At 39.5% G+C, this 23,062-nt stretch carries 17 protein-coding genes; 8 read left to right on the forward strand and 9 right to left on the reverse strand.

Annotated features, from left to right (window positions below; translation table 11 throughout):
* The first annotated feature begins 267 nt into the window (after window positions 1-267).
* Window positions 268-1,266 carry an IS110 family RNA-guided transposase gene (locus FL972_RS14840; protein ID WP_144602881.1) on the forward strand — a complete coding sequence of 333 codons (999 nt, stop codon included), beginning with the start codon at window positions 268-270 and terminating at the stop codon, window positions 1,264-1,266.
* Window positions 1,267-1,524: 258 nt separating this feature from the next.
* Here FL972_RS14840 and FL972_RS14845 read toward each other — a convergent pair whose 3' ends face one another.
* From FL972_RS14845 to FL972_RS14875, 7 genes are all read right to left on the reverse strand, one after another.
* The gene (locus FL972_RS14845; protein WP_144606469.1) at window positions 1,525-2,352 is read right to left on the reverse strand and encodes a hypothetical protein; all 828 of its coding nucleotides are present in this window, start codon (window positions 2,350-2,352) and stop codon (window positions 1,525-1,527) included.
* 17 nt (window positions 2,353-2,369) lie between these two features.
* Window positions 2,370-3,803: a RagB/SusD family nutrient uptake outer membrane protein gene (locus FL972_RS14850; protein WP_144606472.1), complete on the reverse strand. Its 1,434-nt coding sequence runs from the start codon at window positions 3,801-3,803 to the stop codon at window positions 2,370-2,372.
* A 13-nt stretch (window positions 3,804-3,816) separates the two neighbouring features.
* A complete protein-coding gene (locus FL972_RS14855; RefSeq protein WP_144606474.1) occupies window positions 3,817-6,798 on the reverse strand; it encodes a SusC/RagA family TonB-linked outer membrane protein in 2,982 nt (993 codons plus the stop codon).
* A 482-nt stretch (window positions 6,799-7,280) separates the two neighbouring features.
* Window positions 7,281-9,203 (reverse strand): OmpA family protein, encoded by a 1,923-nt coding sequence (locus FL972_RS14860; protein WP_144606476.1) that lies wholly within the window; start codon window positions 9,201-9,203, stop codon window positions 7,281-7,283.
* A gap of 4 nt (window positions 9,204-9,207) precedes the next feature.
* Complete coding sequence (locus FL972_RS14865) at window positions 9,208-9,834, reverse strand: 7-carboxy-7-deazaguanine synthase QueE (RefSeq protein WP_144606478.1); 627 nt, start codon at window positions 9,832-9,834, stop codon at window positions 9,208-9,210.
* Window positions 9,835-9,922: 88 nt separating this feature from the next.
* A complete protein-coding gene (locus tag FL972_RS14870) occupies window positions 9,923-10,396 on the reverse strand; it encodes a GNAT family N-acetyltransferase (RefSeq protein ID WP_144606480.1) in 474 nt (157 codons plus the stop codon).
* A gap of 95 nt (window positions 10,397-10,491) precedes the next feature.
* On the reverse strand, window positions 10,492-12,084 hold the full coding sequence (locus FL972_RS14875) for an amidohydrolase (protein WP_144606482.1): 1,593 nt from the start codon (window positions 12,082-12,084) through the stop codon (window positions 10,492-10,494).
* 372 nt (window positions 12,085-12,456) lie between these two features.
* On the opposite strand from FL972_RS14875, the gene leuS reads away from it, so the two are divergent.
* The 6 genes from leuS (at window position 12,457) to FL972_RS14905 (ending at window position 19,506) form a co-directional block, all read left to right on the forward strand.
* The gene (gene leuS, locus FL972_RS14880) at window positions 12,457-15,231 is read left to right on the forward strand and encodes a leucine--tRNA ligase (RefSeq protein WP_144606484.1); all 2,775 of its coding nucleotides are present in this window, start codon (window positions 12,457-12,459) and stop codon (window positions 15,229-15,231) included.
* A gap of 84 nt (window positions 15,232-15,315) precedes the next feature.
* Window positions 15,316-15,615, forward strand: a complete 300-nt coding sequence (locus tag FL972_RS14885) for a nucleotidyltransferase family protein (protein ID WP_144606486.1) — start codon at window positions 15,316-15,318, stop codon at window positions 15,613-15,615.
* Complete coding sequence (locus FL972_RS14890; RefSeq protein WP_144606489.1) at window positions 15,608-15,949, forward strand: HepT-like ribonuclease domain-containing protein; 342 nt, start codon at window positions 15,608-15,610, stop codon at window positions 15,947-15,949. The genes FL972_RS14885 and FL972_RS14890 overlap by 8 nt, the downstream gene beginning before the upstream one ends.
* Window positions 15,946-16,995, forward strand: coding sequence for a glycosyltransferase family 4 protein (locus FL972_RS14895; protein WP_144606491.1), 1,050 nt, complete (start codon window positions 15,946-15,948; stop codon window positions 16,993-16,995). Before FL972_RS14890 ends, FL972_RS14895 begins: the two co-directional genes overlap by 4 nt.
* Window positions 16,996-17,624: 629 nt before the next feature.
* Complete coding sequence (locus tag FL972_RS14900; RefSeq protein WP_144606493.1) at window positions 17,625-18,785, forward strand: dipeptidase; 1,161 nt, start codon at window positions 17,625-17,627, stop codon at window positions 18,783-18,785.
* 1 nt (window position 18,786) lies between these two features.
* Window positions 18,787-19,506: a VIT1/CCC1 transporter family protein gene (locus tag FL972_RS14905; protein ID WP_144606495.1), complete on the forward strand. Its 720-nt coding sequence runs from the start codon at window positions 18,787-18,789 to the stop codon at window positions 19,504-19,506.
* Window positions 19,507-19,526: 20 nt separating this feature from the next.
* On the opposite strand, the gene FL972_RS14910 is transcribed toward FL972_RS14905, so the two are convergent.
* Complete coding sequence (locus FL972_RS14910) at window positions 19,527-20,612, reverse strand: DUF4407 domain-containing protein (protein WP_144606497.1); 1,086 nt, start codon at window positions 20,610-20,612, stop codon at window positions 19,527-19,529.
* 324 nt (window positions 20,613-20,936) lie between these two features.
* Here FL972_RS14910 and FL972_RS14915 point away from each other — a divergent pair, with 324 nt between their 5' ends.
* Window positions 20,937-21,599 (forward strand): GDSL-type esterase/lipase family protein, encoded by a 663-nt coding sequence (locus tag FL972_RS14915; RefSeq protein ID WP_144606499.1) that lies wholly within the window; start codon window positions 20,937-20,939, stop codon window positions 21,597-21,599.
* 6 nt (window positions 21,600-21,605) lie between these two features.
* On the opposite strand, the gene FL972_RS14920 is transcribed toward FL972_RS14915, so the two are convergent.
* On the reverse strand, window positions 21,606-23,045 hold the full coding sequence (locus FL972_RS14920) for a hypothetical protein (protein ID WP_144606501.1): 1,440 nt from the start codon (window positions 23,043-23,045) through the stop codon (window positions 21,606-21,608).
* Between the last annotated feature and the right edge of the window lie 17 nt (window positions 23,046-23,062).

The following is a 23,062-nucleotide window of genomic DNA, read 5'->3' on the forward strand; positions in this document are numbered from 1 at the left end:
GACCCAGCCACGGCCTTTAGGTTTGCAAAGTAGAATTATTTGAGAAAATCAGAGCTAATATCTTTACGATTATTAAGTGACTCAGATATTGAATAAATTGAAAAAGAATGGGGTGAACTTTCGCCACGGCTAGGCTAGCGACCTCTTGCCAGTATCAGTCCCCATTCTTAGTTGAGTTGCCAGTAACCAGTTAGAATTTTAGGCTTTAGGCCTGTTAAAGGTTTTAGTTTCCGCAACTCTCATTTGTTAAACTTCAATGTCTAAATTATGAAATTCAAATCAATTATTGGAGTCGATGTAAGTAAATCTACACTTGATGCTTATCTGAAGATCAACCAATGCCACGCAGTCTTTGAAAATAATGAGAAAGGTTACCAGGAGCTGGTGGAATGGGTAATGGAAAACTCTGGGTTAATACTCGCAGAAGAACTGCTTTTCGGATTTGAATCCACTGGGATTTATTCTTCAGAACTTGCTTTGTTTCTTGAAAAGCACTCCCTACCATTTTATATCATCTCAGGACTTGAATTAAAGCGATCCTTGGGAATAAGAAGAGGTAAGTCAGACAAGGCAGACTCTAAAGACATAGCTGAATATCTTTATGAAAAGCAGGAGAAGATTATCCCCACTGTTCCTCCCAAAAAGGTCATCCAGGATCTCAAAAAGCTGTTTAATTACAGAGAGCGACTTGTAAAAGACAGAGCAGCTTACATCACCCGTATCAAAGAATATGAAGCTGTAGTTTCAGAAAACAAATTAAAAGTCTATCAAAAATCCAATACCGAAGTAATCGCTTGTTTAGATAAACAGATCGAAACCGTAGAGAAAGAAATAGACAAACTTTTACGCAAAGATGAACTGTTAATGAACCAATATAAGCTGATTAACTCTATCAAGGGCATAGGCCCACAGACAGCTGTTGCACTTATCGTCTTAACAGAAGGGTTTACCCTATTCGATAGCTGGAGAAAGTTTGCCAGTTATGCAGGAACAGCACCGTTTCCCAACCAGTCAGGTACATCCTATCGAGGGAGAACCAAAACCAGTCCGCTGGCGAATAAGAGAATTAAAACACTGCTGACATTATGTGCAGGCACAGCCATCCAATACAGCACTGAGATGAAGACCTATTACAAGAGAAGAACCGGTGAAGGGAAAAGCAAAATGAGCACACTTAATATTATCAGAAATAAACTTATTGCAAGGGCTTTTGCTGTTGTCAACCGAAATTCCAGCTATGTAGACATATTAAAATATGCCGCATGAAAAAAAACTGAAAATCTTCTTGCTTAAACCTTAGAATACTGGCAGGCGAAGCTTCCGGATTCTGATCCTTTCAGCAGACAATAAGCCGTATTTTTGTCAATACTGGTAAGAAAGCGGATATCCATAATAAATTTTAACAGGAAATAATTCAAAGAAGGTTCAATTTAATTCTATGCCAACTATTAATAATCCCGTTTATATAAAAAAAAGCAAAAAAAAGGAGGGAAACCCTCCTTTTTTAATCTGAATCAAATTTGATTACTTTTTTACTAATGTAGTCTTTCCATCAATGTTGTTATTAGGATCACTCCAGTACAATACAAGAGTATTTGTTGCAGGATCAAAAGAACCTAACTTAGGATCTACTCTTGGTGCAGAAATGTTAAACTCTCTTTGACCAGGTCTTAGGAAAGTCAATACATTACAATTATCACCATAAATAGCCTGCTGAGTAGTTCCAAATCCGAACGCTGCATACAAGCCTGCAGAAATATCAGATACTACATATTCTCCAACAGCACCAGAAACCGGAGTCACTTTAACATCAGCTGTAAATGTTCCAAATCTTGAGTTACTAGTTGCTGTCCAAGTGTCAGCAGCAGTAGAGATTTTAGACTCACAAATCACATTGATATTCAAATCAAGATCCCCGTAGTTACTTGAAATTTCAGCACCTGTAGCAGATTGCATCACTAATTTCAAAACAGGAGATTCAGATGGATCAATGTTTCCAGTAAGGACAGTTACAGGGAAAGTTGCAACAAACTGTCCCGCAGGAATTGTTACAGTAGTTCCTGTAAAGTCTACATGAACGCCTTGAACAGCGGTTGAGGCCGGATCCACAGCAATATTAATGGTGATAGCACCACTTGCATTTGTTGACACCCTATTTACTTGAATATCAACTTGATCAGTTTGAGTTGCGTTTCTCCTGACTTGTGTAGTTGTGAATCCGTTAGGAAGATTTCCGTCCTGGAATTCCACAACATTTCCGTCAAAGAACACTTCGCGCCCCGGATCATCAAAGCAGGAAGTCATTGCCAAAGAGGCGAATGCAACTGCGAATAAGATATATAACTTTTTCATAATTAGTTTTCTGTTTTTTAGTTATAACCAGGGTTCTGCTCCAACTGATCATTCAATTGAAGTTCAGCAGTAGGTAGCGGAGCTAGAAGTCTGTAATCGTTGTAAGGAATAACCTCGAAACGGTCTGCTTTAGTAATTGGCAATCCATTTCTCTTCAAGTCAAACCATCTGTGACCTTCCAATGCAAATTCTTGTCTTCTTTCCAACATGATCTGGTCGAACAAAGCTTGACCGGAAAGTCCAGCTTCTACTTCTCCCAATCCTCTTTTGGATCTTAAAGCATTCAAATCAGCTCTTGCACCGGCAGCATCATTGGTTCTGTATCTTGCCTCAGCACGGATTAAGAACAATTCAGCAGCACGGATGATTGGAAGATTTTCCAAGAAATCACCTTTGTGGCCTAACCACTTAGCAGATCTGTAAACAGTACCTGAAGCACCTGATCTTGTAGTAGCAACCCAAGCATTTCTTCTAACATCCCCATCTTCATAAGATTCGATCAATTCGTCAGTCGCAGTTGCAATAAACTGAGCACTGGCGAATACATTAGCAGTCAAAGAACATACAGAGTTGTTTACGCCGTCTACAGTAGACCAGTCATTGGAACGAATCTCTACTTCGAACAAAGACTCCGGATTTGGAGCAGTTGAGAATCCTGCAATGTAGTTTGCTGGAGTTGCAAGACCTGTTCCGTCATCAGCGATTCCGAAAGAAGCCATTGCAGCTGATGCAGAAGCAGCAGCCTCAGCAAATTTAGAGTCATATAGGTAAACTCTCGCTAACAAAGCCTGAGCAGAACCTCTACTTGCTCTGTAAACCGCAGCAGTACCTTTTGTCGCAGTAGGCAACAAGTTGATAGCAGCCTGCAAATCAGAGATGATCTGATCATAAATCTGACGGTTAGTTGCTCTAGCTCTGAAGTCAGCATTGGAGAAACCTAAGGTAGGCTCAGTTCTCAAAATAACTGCTTTATCCCAACCATTTACTTCTTTACCTGGCTCATAGCCATATACTCTTGCCAAATCGAAATAGAACAAGGCTCTCATAAAATGAGCTTCACCTTTTACTCTATTTTTCTTTGTTGCATCACCCGGAACATCATCAACCTGCGCCAAAACGATGTTTGCAGTATTGATGCCGGACCAAAACTGAGTGGTCCAAAGGTTCATATGAGCTCTATCAGCATTCTGCTCCTGTCCGATATATCTACCGGTATTAGCAATAATTCTCAAGTTATCAGCCATAATCTCCGGTGCAATCATCATCTGCTGTCCGTATTGATTGAACGCTCTTGCAACACCATAAGTGGTGAAGCCAAGTGCTTCCATTCCGTCCACATCAGCGAAAGCAACTTCTGGAGTTAAGCTTTGTCTTGGTTGTGTTTCTAGATCAGTACAAGATGCTGCTACTAGAGCACCACCAAATACCATTATTCTAAATATATTTTTCATAGCTGTATTCAAATTAGAAGGTTAAGGTTAAACCTGCTGAGAACTGTCTTGCATTCGGGAAACGTCCAATTGACACAAATTCAGCAATACCCACAACTTCTGGATCTTGACCAGTGTACTTAGTAAATGTGGCCAAGTTCAAACCTTGAACGAAAGCACTTAAACCTTGCATACCGATTTTCTGTGCAGTAGCACTTGGAAGTACATAGTTCAATGTCACTTGCTTCAATCTTACATATCCACCATCACTCAAGAATCGAGTTGAGAAAGTATCAATGTTTGATGTTCCTGGAGCCTGACCACCTTCGTAAGGACGACCTACAGTAGTGATATCACCTGGCTGCTTCCAATAGCTCAACTGGTTAGTTCTTAAGTTACCGGTAGATGCTCCCCAATCTTCAAGGTTAAACATATCCTGGTTTCCAGCTAAGTTTCCAAATTGACCTTGGAAGAATACTTCCAAAGAAACCGGACCATAAGAGAAGGTATTTGATAAACCACCATAGCTAGTTGGCAATCCACTTCCAATGTATTGAAGAGTTGATTCACCTACGATGTAAGTATATCCACCATTCGCATCATCATACATGGCTCTACCATTTGCAGGGTTAACGCCCAAGAATTGATGCGTATACCAGAATGAAATTGGTCTTCCAACGATTAGGCTGTTTCCAATTCTATCCAGTCCGTCATATAATTCAGTTAATTCATTCTCCAAGAAAGTGATGTTGAATCCCGTATTCCACTGGAATTTACCAGATACTACGTTCACAGTCTGCAAATCAATGTCGATACCTTGGTTTCTTACAGAACCAGTATTTCTAGTGATACCACCGAAACCTGAGTCAATTGGAAGAGGAGTGTTGAACAACAATGATTCAGAATCTTTTCTCCAGAAGTCAACTGTACCGATCAATCTACCATTGAAAATAGTCCAGTCAACACCCAAGTTGATAGTCTTGGACTCTTCCCAAGTCAATAGATCGTTACCCAACTGAGAAAGACCTAATGAACCTGAACCTAAATACTGTCCAGTGTTTCCAACTAGAGTTCTAGATGCAAAGTTTGAGATATCAGAGTTACCGGTGATACCGAAAGATGCTCTAACTCTCAAGTTGTCCAACCAAGTCAAATCTTGCATGAAAGACTCAGAAGAAACTCTCCATCCTACTGAAGCAGCACCAAATGTACCCCACTGGTTTTGGGCACCAAATCTAGAGTGACCGTCTCTTCTGATTGTGAATTCAGCATCGTATCTGTCATCGTAGTTATACTTCACGTTTCCAAAAACACCGATTCTTTTGAATTCAGTAAAGAAACCTCCAACTGCAAAAGGAGTCGCTGCATTTTGAAGGTATCTTAAAGTTGGGTTAGCAAATCCACGACCAGTAGCTGTAGTCTCTTCAGACTGGAATCCCTTGTATTCATAACCAGCCAAACCAGTAATGGTATGTACATCACCAAATTTCTTGTTGAAATTCAAGTTGTGGTTAGTGTTAAAGTTATTATTTCTTCTATCTGCATAGAATGATTGACCTCCGTAAGAGGAGAATACAGGGATCGTAGAAGGTCTGTTGTTTTCGTCTCTGTTGTCAGAGAAGTCCAAACCAAAGTAAGATGTCCAGCTCAACCAAGGAGTGATCTGGTAATTCGCTTGTAAGTTTGATACAGTCTGAACTGAAGTACCTCTTCTCAATTCTTCATAAACACCTTGTACGATGTTGTAACCAAAGTTATGGTTAGATGGATAATCAGCTTTGAATGAACCATCTTCATTGTAAATAGGCACATTTGGTCTCATAGTGAAACCAGCAGAGAACGGACCGTTTACGAAGTTACCGTTTGCAATAGTTCCCAAAGTTCTTTGGTATGCCAAAGATAGGTTAGCCGCAACAGTCAACTTTTTGTTTGGTCTGTGAGTCACATTCAAACGACCGGTTGCTCTTTCATAACTTGACTGGATGATTTGACCCTCTTGGTTAGTGTAGGATCCAGAAAGATAGAAGTTAGTCTTTTCATCACCTCCTGATACTGAAACGTCATAAACAGAAAGTCTACCTTGTCTATACAACTCGTCTACCCAGTCATAAGACTGTAAGTTTGGATCTTCAGGGTTTCCATAAGTAGCAGCTGCATTTGCTGGATTCAATCCTGCATTTAGAAAAGCGTCACGCTTGATGGTTGCCAACTGAGTAGCATTCATCACTTCGTACAAGTTCAAAGGCTGAACAATACCTTCCTGAGCAGTGATTTTTGTTTTGGTAACACCTTTTTTACCTTTTTTGGTAGTAATCAAAACTACACCGTTTGCTGCCTGAGCCCCATAAATGGAAGCAGCGGCCGCATCTTTCAATACCTCAATTGACTCGATGTCATTTGGGTTAATAGATGCTAATGCGTTTTGAGGTCCCTGACCAGACAAGGATCCTGAAGCCACCTGCACACCGTCAACGATGTAAAGTGGATCATTTCCCGCGTTGATCGAACCTACACCTCGAATTCGAACGTTCAAGGTACCTCCTGGAGCACCAGAAGTTGAAGTTACCTGAACACCCGCAATACGGCCTTGCATAGCACGGTCAAATGATTGAACAGGCAGGTTTTCGAAAACCTCACCTTTCACAGACGCAATCGCACCTGTAATTTCTCTTTTCGACTGATCACCGTATGATGTGATCACGAATTCAGAAAGAGCTTGAACATCTGGCTCCAAAGCTACATTGATAGTAGTTCTGTTTCCGATGCTCACTTCCTGCTGTCTTAGGCCTACAAAGCTAAAGACCAAAACATTGCTTCCGGCTGGAACGCTGATTGAATAATTACCATCCAAGTCGGTGGCAGTACCAATCGTAGTTCCCTTTACCAGAACAGTCGCTCCTGGTACTCCCAAGTTATCCTCGGTTGAGGTAACAGTACCAGTAATCACACGATTTTGGGCAAATGCTACCGCACTTCCCAAAAACAGCATGAGTCCTAGAAGTAAAACTTTCCTCATATTTGGTTTGATTATGGTTTAAAATAAGTTCAATGATATCCGATATCTTTGAATATCCCAAGAGCACTACCCATAAAAATTCGAATTGTTTATAAGAAAAACTACGTTCAAAATTTGATAAAAAAGATATTTTCAGAATTAATTTTGGAATAAATACTATATATGATATTTTATTCTGAATTAGGCACATTATCTCAATGTTAACAAAAGTTAATTTTTAATACTAAATCTTAATTTTGTCTAAAAAATTTAAGAGAAAAAATACAATTCCAACTTTTATTGCCCTTTTTTAAATTTTTGCAAAATTATTTAGATATGAAATAAGGTTTATTGAATATTAAAAATTGCATATTATAATAATTGAAAAATATACCTAATACAGTATTTTTTAGCTGATTAATAGTATTTGTTTTTTCTCTCTAATACAGAATTTTATTCTGAAATTACGAGCAAATCAACTTAGGGCCCTAAGCTTCAAAAAATCACAAAACGCGTATAGTAATCCTCCTGTTTAAGGCTTGATTTTGAGAGTTTGTATTTGGAACCATCGGTTCCTTATCTCCTTTTCCTTCCACTAAAACCCTACCCGGATGCATACCGTTTTGGATCAAATAATCTTGTACACTTTTAGCCCTTTGCAAGCTAAGTGTTTGATTGTACGCTGAAGATCCCACGTTATCTGTATGACCGGTAACCATGATGTTTACATTGGGGTTTTCATTGAGAAACTTCACCAATCGCTTCAGAGAAGACATGGACTCTTGCTTCAGATTATATTTATCGAAATCAAAAAATACATTTTCGAACACAAACTCCTCACCTGAAGCTACCGGAGTCAATTGTACCTCCAAATCCTTTACATTCTGAAGTTTGTCTCTTTCTACGTTATAAATCTTTGGCAGGTACCCTTTCTTCTCCACATAGAGACCTGATATTGACTTTTCAGGGTAGAGCATCATAAACTCACCCGTTTTACCATCCGCTTTAAATTGATAAAGTGTGCTGTCATTCGTAAGAGAAACTAAAGATAGGGTCGCATCTATTGGATCCCCTGTTTTAGAGTTAAATACTCTCCCGCCTGTGACAGTCAGGTTTTCTCCTAAATATATATCCTTCGGGAATTTGAATCTATACAATAAGGACCGGTCTCTCCCATTTTCTGAACTCGCTAACTCCGTAAAGTATGCATAGTCTTTTTGAGCTGTGATAAACAAGGCGACCTGATCTAGTTGATCATTGATAGGAAGGCCTAGATTTTCCGGTTTGGTAAACTTCCCGTCCTTTACCCTTGACAGGAAGATATCCATCCCTCCAAAACCCTGATGACCGTCTGAAGCAAAAAACAAGATCTCATTGTTGAAAAACATAAAAGGTGAAATCTCATCTTTTGGTGTATTGACGATCTCTCCTAGATTTTTGGCTTCTGCCCAACTCCCATCAGCCAACCTGACTGAATACCATATGTCATTCCCTCCAAATCCACCTTTTCTATTGGAAGAGAAAAACAGGATTCGACCATCGGCCGACAGGGATGGCTGGGAATCCCAGGACCTTGAATTCACCTTTTTACCCATATTTCTGGGCCTCTGCCAAGTTCCGTTGACCTTATAGGCTACATATAAGTCACAGCTACCTTCGGAATCAGGCGCATCACATGAAGTATAAATTAGAATATTTCCGTCTGCGGTCACCGAACAAGTGCCCTCATTGTATTGTGAGTTAATGGTAGAGGCAATGCTTCTCGGTACTGACCACTCGTCTGACTCATCCAAAAAGGAGGTGAAAATGTCTTCTTTGTCATAATTGCCCGTACCATCTCTTTTGGTAAAAAGAATCTGCTTCCCATCCGCAGTCAAGACAGGAAAGTATTGCAATTGAAATTGGTTTAGAGGAGCCTCTAGTTTTTCCTTTTCTATGGACATGGATTTTCCCAATTGGGTTTTGAGAAATTCCATCTGAGTTTTCATCTCTTTATAATAGACATGAGAGCGAAAGGAATCATCCAATAGAGGATCTATGGCTTCAAACTGCTTGTAGGCTTTTTCGAATTCTCCTTTTTGTAAATAAATGTTGGAGAAAACCCACCCAATGTCAGCGCTGTGCTTAGGGGTTGCATTTTTCCCACTCAACCTGGATCTTCCCGACTCAGCTACTCTTTCAGCCTCTTCCAAATTTCCCATAGTAATCAAAAGCTGGGACATTTTGACGTAGGCTTCCAAAAAAGAGGCCTCTCGATTGATCGCATCCTTGAATTTTTCTAAGGCAGCATCATACCTTCTTTCCAAAATGAGCTGCTCTCCTTCTTTGTAAAAACGAATTGCCCGCCCATCAATAATGGAAAAATCCTGTGCAAATGCATGGGAGGTCAATAACAAAAGAAGAATTCCTACTAAAACAGGGCGCATGAACTTATGGAATATCCATAAATTTATGAGTTTGTAGGGAAATATTCCAAGTTGGATGATTTTTCACATAGTTTATGATCTCGGAAGTGAATTTTTCGGCCTTACTCCACTCTGGTTGTAGCCTTAACTCGCAACTTTTATTCACCAATGCAGCATGCTCTTCAGCAAATTTGAAATCACTTTGATGAAAAATCACCACTTTTAGTTCATCAGCCTCTAAATAAATGGAGGGGTGGGGCTTCTTAAATTTCTTAGGAGAAAAACATACCCAGTCAAAATCTCCTGAAAAAGGATGCGCCCCTGATGTCTCAATATTGGTGGTAAAGCCATTTTCTTTCAAAAGACGCGTCAAAGGACCCAAGTCATACATCAATGGCTCTCCTCCGGTAATCACCACTAATCTTCCAGGATATTTTACAGCCTCTTCTACTATTTCTTCAATAGCTAATACCGGCCATTTCCCTGCTTCCCATGATTCCTTAACATCGCACCAAACGCAGCCCACATCACAACCTCCCAGTCTGATAAAATATGCTGGTGTTCCGGTAAATCGTCCTTCTCCTTGGATAGTGTAAAAAGCTTCCATGACTGGAAGCTGTAGGCCTGAGGCCACTAATTCTTGAGTAGTCATTTGAATTTTTGGTAAAGCGGGTGATTCGACCGCTGGTGAATTATCTCACAAAGGTAAAGCTAAGTTTTGAATATGATGGAGAAGACTACTAAAATTCAATCTTTGAACCATCCAGTTTTTTCATCATCACAACCCTGAAATCTTCCACTTCCCCTTTTCTAAAAAAATCTACTATCTGAAAACCTCTTTTAAAAGCGAAATTGATCATGTCTGAAAAGCGATTTCTTGTTTTGAAATACACGGTATCAAACCCTTTTTCAAGAGCCCATTTTTCCTGATAATCCGCCAAAGATTCAGCGATTCTCATTTTTCTAAACTCTGGCTTCACTCCTCCCATCCAAGAATAAAATATTTTTGGATTCTCTCCCTCGTAGCCAATTTTGAATCCTAATAGTTCCCCTTCCAATTCTGCTACCAAGGCTAAATAAGACTTGTTACCCAATCTATTTTTATAAAAATCCAATGAGACCTCACCCTGAAATTCTGGTATCTCACGATGAACCGAAAGAATTTCTTCTAGTGAGGCCTCACGAATTACTATCGAATGATGTTCTGAATCCATGGATTATCAGCTAATTACTCTATTAAATTAGCATTTTTTCAAAACATGTTTTCAATCAATAGCTGGGATTTGTTATTTCTCAGATAAGAAATTTCTCAGTCTCTCTTCACTGTAGGGTACTTTACACCTAATTGCTCCAGATAAGTTTCGAATTTAGTCTCATCATAATAAAATTTTTGCAACTCAGGCTTGAAACGATTCATGATTTCTGTATTCAGATAAATTGGAGGAGCATCATCAGCAGTAATCATTGGCTTATATTGGGTCTCCTTTGTCTGGACATTTTTAAAATAATCCCAAGCTTGATCTACCAATTCTTGCTTAAGGAGGAAATCCAAAATAGTCATTGCTTCAGCTTTTGCCCCTTGAGTCACCCCTTTGTGAGCAATCGGCGTAGCCATAGCTATGGCATTACTCCAATGATGTCCTTGAAGTCCCGGAATATTGGATGGAAATCTCAATGTAACAGTAGGCACCACCCATGACACATCCCCAATATCATCTGAACCACCGGAAACAGGTTGTGTCACAGGTAAACCCAAAGTATCCAGCTTGGTAGGCAATCCATTTTCTCTGGAGGATCCAACTTCTTCCTGAACAGCCTTAGCCAACATTTGATCCTCCTCTGACCATTGAGGCAATCCTACTTTCAAAATATTTTGGTACATCTGTTCTGCAATCACCTTATTGAAATGCCTCGGCCAGGCAGTACCCAAAATCTTACTGCTAACTTCCGTTTCAGTCATCAATGCAGCACCTTCAGCCATTTTATTGGCCGTTTCATACATTTCCATAATTCCTTCATAAGTCACATCGCGGAAATAGTACCAAATAGAAGCCTTGGAAGGCACTACGTTAGGTTGATCTCCTCCATCTGTAAAAATGGAATGAGACCTTTTCAAAGGATGCAAATGCTCTCTTTTATAGTTCCAACCTATATTCATTAATTCGGCTGCATCCAAGGCACTTCTGCCTCTCCATGGAGAACCGGCAGAATGAGCTGCTTCACCTGAAAAAGTATACTCCACAGAGATTAATCCAGTGCCTGAGGATTGTCCCCAACTTACTCCCAAATTATTGCCAACATGGGTGAAAATACATAGGTCAACATTATCAAACAGACCATCTCTGGTATACCAAGCTTTGGCAGCAACCAGCTCTTCAGCAATTCCGGGCCATAAAATCAATGTTCCTCCAATTTTTTCCCGCTCCATGATTTTCTTCACTGCAAGAGCTGCCGTAATATTCAAAGGAATTCCTGCATTATGTCCCTCTCCATGACCGGGAGCCCCCTCCACCATGGGCTTATGATAAGCTACTCCGGGGTATTGAGAGGCTTTTGGAATACAGTCTACGTCTGAACCCAAGGCGATAACCGGGCCTTCCCCATTTTTCCATGTTGCAAACCAAGCAGTAGGTATCCCACTCACTCCTTTTTCTATGGTAAATCCATTTTCTTCCAGAATTCCAGTCAGGTATTTCGAAGATTCCACTTCGTGAAAGCCTAACTCAGCAAAACTGAAAATCTTATCCACCATTACTTGGCTCATTTTATGATTTTCCTGTACCAGTTGGCTTACTTCAGCTTTAAGGGCATCGATTTGTTTTTGAGAATATTTCTTTTGTGCAAAAGTTATCTGGCTGCAAAAGATCAATGCAGCGGACATTAGCAATAATTTACTTTTCATGTGTTTATAATTTGTGTTTCTAAGGTCACATGGAATCTCGCACATATTACAATCTTCCCAGTGTGTGTCGTTCTCGTCGTGCTCGATTTCATCTGTTTAGAATTTGTTTTTCAGTGGCCAGATGGAATGCCCAGGATAATCATCTCCCTCCCGAAACAAGTTCGGGACAAGTTGTGTGAGATTTTTCCTCATAGGCATTTCATAAGGTTGATGGTTAGCTTGCTGAAATTAATAAAAACAGGAAACTCTCTATCAAAAAATTGACGGATGGAAAATGATAAGTGCAAGAGGAATTAGAAAATTGATTACCAAACCCGCCTGAATTTTCTATTTTTGCAGGCGTTTAGCTAAAAAATCAAGAAATAATTAATCATGGCGGAATATAATTTCAGGGAAATAGAACAGAAGTGGCAAGGCTTCTGGAAAGAAAAAGGAACCTTTCATGCAGAAGTCGATCCCAATCGTCCCAAATTCTATTCTCTGGACATGTTTCCGTACCCTTCAGGTGCGGGCTTGCATGTAGGCCATCCATTGGGGTACATCGCTTCAGACATCGTCAGCAGATTTAAGATGCTGAAAGGATTCAATGTCCTCCACCCTATGGGCTATGATTCTTTTGGATTACCAGCCGAACAATATGCAATCCAGACTGGACAACATCCAGCCATCACAACTGAGCAAAACATCGCTCGTTACACCGAGCAGCTAAAAAATATAGGCTTTGCATTTGACTGGGAAAGAGAAGTTCGTACTTCTGACCCATCCTACTACAAATGGACTCAGTGGATTTTTATGCAGCTATTCAATAGCTATTATGATCTGAAAGCTGACAAAGCACTTTCTATAGATTCTTTGGTATCCCAATTTGAAAAAGAAGGAAACACCCAAGTATCTGCTGTATGCGACGAGGATACTCCTACTTTTTCAGCTTCTGATTGGGCTGGTTTTTCAGAAAATGAGAAACAAGAAATTCTACTAAAATACAGACTAACATTCTTGGCAGAAACTACCGTCAATTGGTGTCCTGCTTTAGGAACCGTACTTTCAAATGATGAAGTGAAGGATGGTTTTTCTGAAAGAGGCGGTCACCCAGTAGAGCGAAAAAAGATGATGCAGTGGTCCATGCGAATCACTGCTTATGCAGATAGATTATTGCAGGGATTGGAGAAAGTAGACTGGGCTGAACCCATCAAAGAAATGCAACGAAATTGGATTGGAAAATCCATCGGTGCGGAAGTACTTTTTCAAGTCAAAGGATCTGATCATCAAATCAAGGTTTTTACAACCCGCGTAGATACCATTTATGGGGTAACTTATTTGGCTTTGGCACCTGAATCTGATTTGGCGGCTGAGCTGATTACAGAAGATCAGCGCGAAACTGCTGAAGCTTATATTCAAGTAGCAAAAAATCGCTCCGAGCGAGAGCGAATGAGTGATGTCAAAACTATATCAGGTGCCTTTACGGGTTCCTATGCTATCAATCCTTTCAATGGAGAAGAAATCCAAATTTGGGTGGCAGACTATGTGTTGGCAGGATATGGTACAGGAGCTGTCATGGCAGTACCGGCCCATGATGAGCGAGATTACAACTTCGCCAAGCATTTTGGCTTGGAAATCCGTCAAGTAATTGAAGGTTCCATGGAAAACGGATCCTTCCCCGGAAAAGGAGGCTTGATTATCAATTCTGGATTCATTTCTGGATTGTATATGAAAGAGGCTATGGAAAAAGCCATCTCCTTTTTGGAAGAAAAAGGAATCGGAAAAGGAAAAATCCAATACAGAATGCGGGATGCAATTTTTACCCGTCAACGCTATTGGGGCGAGCCACTTCCCGTATATTTCAAAGACGGACTTCCCTACTTAATTGATGAAAAGGACCTTCCTTTAGTTCTGCCTGAAGTAGATAAGTATTTACCAACAGAAGATGGAGAGCCTCCTTTGGGAAGAGCCAAAGATTGGACTTATAAAACCGCAGATGGAGAATATCCACTGGAGCTTTCTACCATGCCTGGTTGGGCGGGCTCGAGCTGGTATTTTTTCCGATACATGGATCCGAAAAACGATGCAGTTTTTGCTGATAAAAGCAAAACTGACTATTGGGGTTCTGTTGACCTGTATATAGGAGGGTCAGAACATGCCACGGGACACCTATTGTATTCCAGATTCTGGACCAAATTCTTGTATGATTTAGGAGTGGTGAGTATTGACGAGCCTTTCCAAAAAATGATCAATCAAGGGATGATTCAGGGTAGATCCAATTTTGTTTACAGGTTGAAAGGAAGCAACACCTTTGTCTCTCATGGATTAAAAGATCAATATGACACCTCAGCCATGCATGTGGATGTCAATATTGTTCATAATGACCAATTGAATTTGGATAAATTCAAGGCCTGGAGACCAGATTTGGCAGATGCTGAGTTTATCCTGGAAGACGGCAAATACCTCTGCGGAGCTGAAGTAGAGAAAATGTCCAAATCCAAGTATAATGTAGTCAACCCTGATGATATCATTGAGCGTTATGGAGCTGATACCTTAAGGCTGTATGAGATGTTCTTAGGGCCTTTGGAGCAGTTCAAGCCTTGGAATACCAACGGTATTGACGGGGTGTTCAAGTTTTTGAGAAAACTCTGGAACCTTTACCACAATGGAAAAGGAGAATTTGAAGTTTCTGATGCAAAAGCCAGCAAGGAAGAGCTGAAAACCTTGCACAAAACCATCAAGAAAATGGAAGAGGATATGGCTAATTTCTCTTTTAACACCTCCGTTTCTAGCTTTATGATCTGTGTCAATGAATTGACATCACTGAAATGCAATAAGCGTGAAATATTAGAACCTTTGGCTATTTTGGTTTCGCCTTACGCTCCTCACATTGCCGAGGAACTCTGGTCATTACTAGGTCATGTTGGATCGATTACCGAAGCTAAATTCCCTGAGTTTAAAGAGGAGTTTTTGGTTGAAAGCAGCTTTGAGTATCCTGTAATGATCAATGGAAAGATGCGTGCCAAGATCAACCTATCTTTAGACCTTAGCAAAGAAGCTATTGAAAAAGAGGCTTTGGCAGATGAAACAGTTCAAAAATGGCTGGAAGGGAAAACCCCGAAAAAGATCATTGTTGTACCGGGTAAGATTGTGAATTTGGTAATCTAAGTCGCTATAAACGCTAAATAAAAGGACTCAAAATCTAAATTTGAGTCTTTTTTTGTTTAAATGTAATAAGACTATATTTGATTAATGGAGCTTTTAGAAGCAAATATCGAAGCCATTAAAAGCCTTTGTCAAAAACACAAAGTAGCAAAGCTTTATGCTTTTGGTTCGGCTCTTAATTCGGTTTTCAATGAAGAAAGCGATGTCGATTTTTTGGTAGACTTTGAGAGACATGATATTTCGGATTTTGCCAGCAACTATTTCGAATTGCAATTTGCATTAAAAGACCTTCTTGGGAGAGAAGTTGATTTAATTGAATATGACGCTATCCGTAATCCATATTTTAGAGATGAGGTGGATGAAACCAAAGAATTGATCTATGGATAGAAAAATAAAAACCTACCTTTTTGACTTTCTTACTTGTATTGAGGAGGTAGAACAATTTTTTGAAGGAAAAGTAGTGACTTTAGAATCCTTGTTAGAAGATATAAAAACTATTCGCGCAGTAGAGCGAGAGTTGGAAATTATCGGTGAAGCGACGAAAAAACTTATTAAAATATCGCCTTCAATTGCCATTTCGGATACAAGGAAAATAATCAGTGCTAGAAATTATATTGCCCATGAATATGGAGCAATAACTTATGAGACTATAGTCAAGGTCATCAATGAGAACTTTCCAGTCTTAAAGAAAGAAGGCAAAAAACTTTTGGAGGAAAAATGATCCTCTTTACCTACCCTATCCGCACAGCATTTACCGACCGAGATCTGGAAATGATCCGCCCGGTCGCAAATATCAAAAGCCTAGAGTTTACCCAAAGCCCAATTAAACTCCCCTTCTACTTCTTCATTCAGTTTTTTCAATTGTTATGGTTTTTACCTAAAACCAGTCAGTATTTATGCTTTTTTGGAGGATATCATTCTGTACTACCTGTATGGTTTGGAAAAATATTTAAGAAACGTTGCATCATTCAGGCAGGAGGCATGGATTGTATTAACATGCCCGAAATAGGTTATGGCAATTTTAGAAAAAAGTGGTTGAGAAAGGCTACCACTTATTCCTTTAAAAACTGCTCCTTGATATTGCCGGTAGCAGATGCATTGATCAAGCAAAATTATACCTATGATTCTAGAATCAGTCCCAAACAAGGCCTATTAAACCTGATACCAGATCTTCAAACTCCCGTTCAAGTAATCCCAAATGGCTTCGATACGGAATTTTGGAGGGACATTGGGAAAACGAGAGAACCTTTGAGCTTTATTTCAGTAGCTACAGGCACTTCCAATCCTTCCCGAGCTATTGTCAAAGGCTATGATTTGATAGAAGAACTTGCCAAAAATCATCCAGAATGGAGCTTCACTTTAATTGGAGACTCAAACTACAAAAGCTCATTGCCCAATATCAAGGTCTTTGGCAAAATGAAAGCTCAAGACCTGGTAGAAGCCTACAACACCCATCGCTATTACCTTCAATTGTCCACTTCTGAAGGATTTCCCAACTCGATGGGAGAAGCTATGGCATGTGGCTGCATACCTATAGGCAGCGCAGTAGGTGCAATTCCAGAAATTATTGATTCTACGGGCTTGATTCTGCCCAAAAAAGATTTAGCCTTATTGCAAGACTTACTTTCTCAATTTTTGCTGGAAAACCCGAAAGAAAAATCTATTCTTGCGCGTAAGAGAATTCTAGATTTTTTCAGCTATCAACTACGGCAAGAAAAACTTACCAAGGCCTTAATTGACACAAAGTCTGGTGACTTGAATCACTGATTGTGAATTGGAGATTATGCAAATTCAACAATGAATGGAGATTATTAACTCTTCAGGAGAGTTTTTCAAAATTCATTGGATTAAAGGGTTATCTATGTAAAGACCTTCTCGAAATATTTGAGAAGGTTTTTCTTTTTAACCGATCAAAAACAAAAGAATATATTTCTTGACGAAACCTTAGGGTGAGAAACCGATTTTTTCAACTTTTACAAAAAAACAAGAGGCTAAGCTTAATTTTTAAACCTGTTTTTTAAATCTCAACAAAATGTGGTTTAGAACTAGTTAAAAAAAAGAGAGCTTGTTCGAAAACAAGCTCTCAATCAGGGTCTATTGTTGATTAAGTAAAACCAAATAAACTTTGGTAAACAGCTGGGTTGAGTAACTTTTATGAATACCAAAATTTCTTAAACTTAATAAAATTTAAATATTTGGCACAAAATCAGTAAAAAATTTTTCATTTTTTTTTGAATATACTTGGTTGCTCCTCCATAAATTATTTTTCTGATCCCATGTGAAGAAAAATTGAAATGAATTTGAATTGAAATAAGAAAAGTAGAATTAATGGATTTCATTCGCTTCTTTCAAAGGATTAATTTTTAGTATCTTAAAAAAAGGATTCCCCAACAACTATGAAAAAAATACTGATCGCCCTACTTGCTCTGTTTTTACTGTTTGTAATCGCAATCTCCACTATCCCATCCTACATAGAAAATGAAAGAAACCCGGTAAAATCCAGTGGGCCTTATCGAGTTTCTGATGAAGCTCAAGCATTCTATGATAGCTTGGATTTTATCGCAGACCTCCATTGTGATGCTTTGCTTTGGGGAAGAGATCTTACCGAAAGAGGCGACAGAGGGCACGTGGATTTCCCAAGAATGCGAGAGGCTAATGTGGCCTTCGAAATGTTTACTATAGTCTCCAAATCCCCATCAGGTCAAAATATGCAGCAAAACAGTGCTGAGACTTTTGATAATATTACTCCATTAACCATTGTCAAAGGTGAAAGCCCATTCAATTGGTTTAGCTTAATCAATAGGACTTTATCTCAAAGCAGTGATTTAAATGATTTTATCAGTAAAGACGGAAGGACAATTTTCATCCAGTCAAAAGCTGATTTACAAAAACTCTTAACCCTTAGAGCTGAGGATAAAAACACCATTGGAGCCATGCTAGGGATAGAAGGGGCTCATGCTTTGGAAGGCGATCTTTTAAATATCGATCGGGTATTTGAAGCAGGAGTTCGCATGATAGGACCAACTCATTTCTTTGACAATGAATTAGGAGGCTCTGCCCACGGTGAGAGCGGGGACGGTTTAACCGAGTTTGGAAAGGCGGCTGTTAAAAGGATGAATGACTTGGGAATATTTGTCGATCTGGCTCACTCCTCTCCTGCCATCGTTGATGACGTATTGGCTATTAGCACACAGCCAGTTATTGTATCCCACACCGGTGTACGGGCCGTCTTAGACTCACAACGAAATCTCAGTGACGAACAAATCAAAAAAATAGCGGAAAAGGGAGGGATTATAGGCGTTGCATTTTTTGACATGGCAGTTGGAGAGCCTGAGCTCCCTAATATTATTGCCTCTATCAAGCATATTAGAGATTTGGTGGGCATTGAATATGTGGCCTTAGGCTCTGATTATGATGGTTCTGTGGCGGTTCCTTTTGATATTACAGGCTTGCCTCTGATTGTAGAAGGCCTGCTTAAAGAAGGATTTACCAAAACTGAGATTAGAGCAGTTATGGGTGAAAATGTCAAAGAGTTTTTCTTAAAGAATCTCAGATAATATGGAAAAAGTAATCCATCATCAAAACAGAAAATTTGGTAAGCTACAGGAGTATTTAAGGGAATTTGTCTACGGAGGAATCGATGGTGCAGTCACCACTTTTGCCGTCGTGGCTGGTGGATACGGAGCGAATTTGGATGCGGGAATCTTGATTATTCTTGGCTTCGCTAATTTGTTTGCAGACGGCTTTTCCATGTCTGTAGGCGCTTATCTCTCAGCGAAAAGTGAGAGAGATAATTTTAACAAACACGAGAAAATCGAATATTGGGAAATAGAAAATCTCCCTGATTTAGAACGAGAGGAAATCGCTGAGATTTATCGGGAAAAAGGATTCAAAGGAGAGCTTTTGGACAAAATTGTGAACCATATCTGCTCTGATAAAGACCTTTGGGTGGCAGAGATGATGAAAGATGAGCTGGGCATGATGAAAGAAAGTAAAAGCCCTTTCAAAATAGGTCTGGCTACCTTACTATCATTTATACTGGTGGGATTTATTCCCTTGATGGTTTATCTGTGGGATTTTTTCATACCCATAGATCAAGACATCTTTCTTTGGACCAGCATTTTGACAGGCTTAGCCTTTGTTATAGTGGGTTGGCTAAAAGGCATAGTCAATCAAACATCAGCCTTGCGAAGTATTAGCGAAACCCTGTCATTGGGTCTTTTAGCAGCTGTGGTCGCTTTTTATGTAGGGGATGTGTTGGAGAAATTTTTCCTGTAGAAGTGCCTTTTAAGTCGTAATCAATCAATATCCAAGAGTGCTTTATTTTTCTTGTTAGTTTGTTCTTTCCTTAACTCATTTTCAAAGGTATGAGTACCTTGAAAGTAATCTACTCTGGCATCTGATTCCCCCTTGGCAAAGGTCCATTTCTCCCCTTTAAACAGGATCACCTTATCCTCGTGCAATTCCAGAATTTCATCATATGGGCCTCTATTGGAAATCAATTTCACAAAAATCGGAGCAGTCTCGATTGCAATGAACAATAGCATGATAAAAATATTGGCAGTAGCCATGGCCTGACTTTCTTCAGTCAGTTGGGACAAAGCATCCATCCGGGCAGCCAAACCATCAAAATTTTCAATTCCAGGCTGTTGCTTTTCAAATTCCTGCTGTCTCAAAGCCATAAATTCTCGAATTTGAGCTTCGATAGTATCGATGCGAATTTGATTCCTTGCCCTCAAACTATTTAAAGCCTCCTGGGCTGCATCCAACTGCTGCTCTTTTTTCTTGGCATTGGTTCCCAGTCCCACTATCCCACTGGTACCGCTTGTCTTTTCGCCAAAGCGCTCAGCATCGTACTCTTTTTGCAACTGATCCCGAAAAGACTGTGCTGAAGCAACCTCATACTTTAATGTATCAATTTTTGCTTCCAGCTCCTGAATCTCCGGAAAACCTTTGGCTAAATTGGCTTTGGACTCAGCGATAAACTCAGTTTTTTTCTCATCCAATTTCCGGTTTATCTCTCTTTCAAACATCTTCAATTCAAGAGGTTTGGAAATGACTAAGGCCAATAATACTGCTAATACTAATCGGGGAATCGCCAACTTCCACTCAGCCCAGGCATTTTGTTTTTTACGCATACTGGACACGATAAACCTATCCAAATTAAAAATCATCAAACCCCAAAGGAATCCGAATCCGATGGCAGGCCAAATGGACTGAAAAACCGTGAACAAAGCATAGCCTGCAGCCAAGGCCGCCAACACTCCTGTAAAAAAGACTGTGGCGCCAATTCCTACATATTTATTTGATTCAGTGGGAGTTCGTTTGAGAATGGAGAAATTAGCTCCGCTACAAAACCAGAAAAAACGGGTGAGTTGCTGCATGATAGGAAGGATTGCTTGGATTCTCTTTTTAAACGCAGAAACCACTCCAAAAGTAAGTGAATCAGAAAATCAGGGATCGTCAAAAGCTTACCTGTGACAGAAATCCCCTAAAATGGGATAGAAAGCGACATTTTGATCTACTTGGCAATTTTGCAGGTCAGAAATCAGATTCGTTCGCTCTGTGCGGAATCGTCCACTTGGTGAACGGTTTTGAGCATGTGAATTTTCCCCGTATTTTTATTTTGCAAAAAAGATCAATTTTGAAGTGTTTATTTCAGATTTGAAAGATTTCACAATTCATTCCGACCCACAATTTTAAAATACATGAAAATTAGCCAGATTCTCTTCCTATTCTTTTTGGCATTCTTTGTAAAAGCCGAAGTGCTTTTTGCCCAAGTTGTTCCTTTTGAGCAAGAAGTAAAAGCAATCTCAGAAAGAATAGACAATGCAGGTTGGGAACCGGGAGGAATTGTTTTCACCGGAAGTTCCAGTATTCGTTTTTGGCAAAGTTTAGTAGAGGAATTTCCAAATCGAAACATTATCAATACCGGATTTGGCGGATCTAAGGCTTCAGATTTGGAGAAACATCTATTTCCTCTTGTCATCCGCTTTGAACCCAAAAAAGTCTTCATTTATGAAGGTGATAATGATATCTGGGCAGACGTCAATATATCGCAAATCATGGAGTCATTGGACAATATAGTTTCCAGAATTCAGGTGATTAATCCTTATACAGAGGTGGTATTGATCAGTGCCAAACCCAGCCCAAGTCGCTGGTCCAAAAAGGAAAGCTATGTCATTTTAAATCAAATGATGGCGCAATATGCCCAAAGCAAAGAGCAAGTGGAATTTTTGTCTGTTTGGGATGCCCTCTTGGACGAAAATGGAAACCCTCGACCAGAACTCTATATCCAAGATCAACTCCATCTCAATGCTGAAGGATACAAACTCTGGTCTGAGGCATTTAGACCTTTTATGAAAAATTGATTTTGATCAATTGACTGCCATTAAAACTTTAATCGGGAGCCTTAACGATAATTCTAAACTATAACCATTCAATCCCCCTTCATGGATTTGATTTATATTTTGACCCTCAATTTGATAATCAACAGCTAATCTGGATAAAACCGGGCTACCAAAATTCCTTGAAAACTGAAGAGATAAAAAGGAAGAATTCAAAAATCTTCGTTCAGTAAATAATCCAGCCCTATAACTGAACATACTTCGCCAATTTGTTGATAAAGCTTCAAATGAACTAGTCGCCTCATAAGTTTGATCTCCTATTGTAGTTGTTCTTTGCCCCCCTCCATAGTAATAGGGGCTATCTGCCGTATTAGACAAAATCAAAAAACCAGAAAAGCTAGGGCCGATTTTCCAATTTTTCCTTTCATCAAGAGGCAAATGATACTTCAAAGTTAGAGGGATACCTCCTGCAGAAAAATGCTCAAAGGTCATAAAAACAGCTTTTTGACCATCCCAATCCAATTGATAATTATTGTTATAACTATAACTTCCGTAACCAGTTTCAATTGAAAAATCTTTGAAATAATAGCCAATACCCAATTGGAACTGACCGCTAATATTGGAGTACGTGTAGGGGTTTTGCAGAAGTTGCTCCCTTAACCTAATCCCTCCTAACATAAAAAAATAAACCCCGTCTTCTTCTGCTGCTTTTTCCTTTTGGAGGTTTAATTCATCAGGGATATGTTTATTACTATGACTAGGAGATTTTTTGAATTTTTGACCACTTATTCCAAAACCTATATACGCTCCTAAATAACTGCCTTTACTTTTCGCAACTAAGACATGCTCAAGGTTGCCTCTGTAGAAAATAGGTGCATTCATTTGATCCATTAAACGTAGGCCCTGCTGATATCTTAATCCTAAAGTGAGGTAATTCCCGCCCGTTAGGTACCTCTTAACTCCCCCTTCTAACCTAATTCCTAACCCTAAATTGGAAACTGAAACTAGACCTAAAGGAATTCCATTAAATTCGTCACCAGGCTCAGGTTCATATACATCCAAGAAAGCAGGACTTTTCATCAAACTCAAACTTGGCTGGAAATAATATGAGTGAGAAAAACCTAACCAATTTTTGCGAATCCCCAGAGCAATTAAAGGGATAACATCCGTTGAATACCCCGTAATTCTAATAGTGTCCGCCTGAGAAGAAAAAGCAAAAGTACCTAGATGACGCTTAAAAAATTCCACCTGAGTACTGAGTTGCCATGTCGGGGCTATTTCAGTTATAAAACTCAATCCAAGGTGATAGCTCAGTGGATTCGATGTAGAAATATTAAAATTTGTAGGAATTACCTCAAAAGGCAAAATGGCTTTTGATGGACCGACATAAATTTCAAATGCAGTTTTTTCTTGCGCGAATGTCAAGAAATTAAGAAATAAAAATCCAAAAATGAAAAGTGTCTTTTTCATATAATTCTAGTTGATTT

The sequence above is a fragment of the Algoriphagus algorifonticola genome (assembly GCF_007655305.1).
Taxonomy (GTDB): domain Bacteria; phylum Bacteroidota; class Bacteroidia; order Cytophagales; family Cyclobacteriaceae; genus Algoriphagus; species Algoriphagus algorifonticola.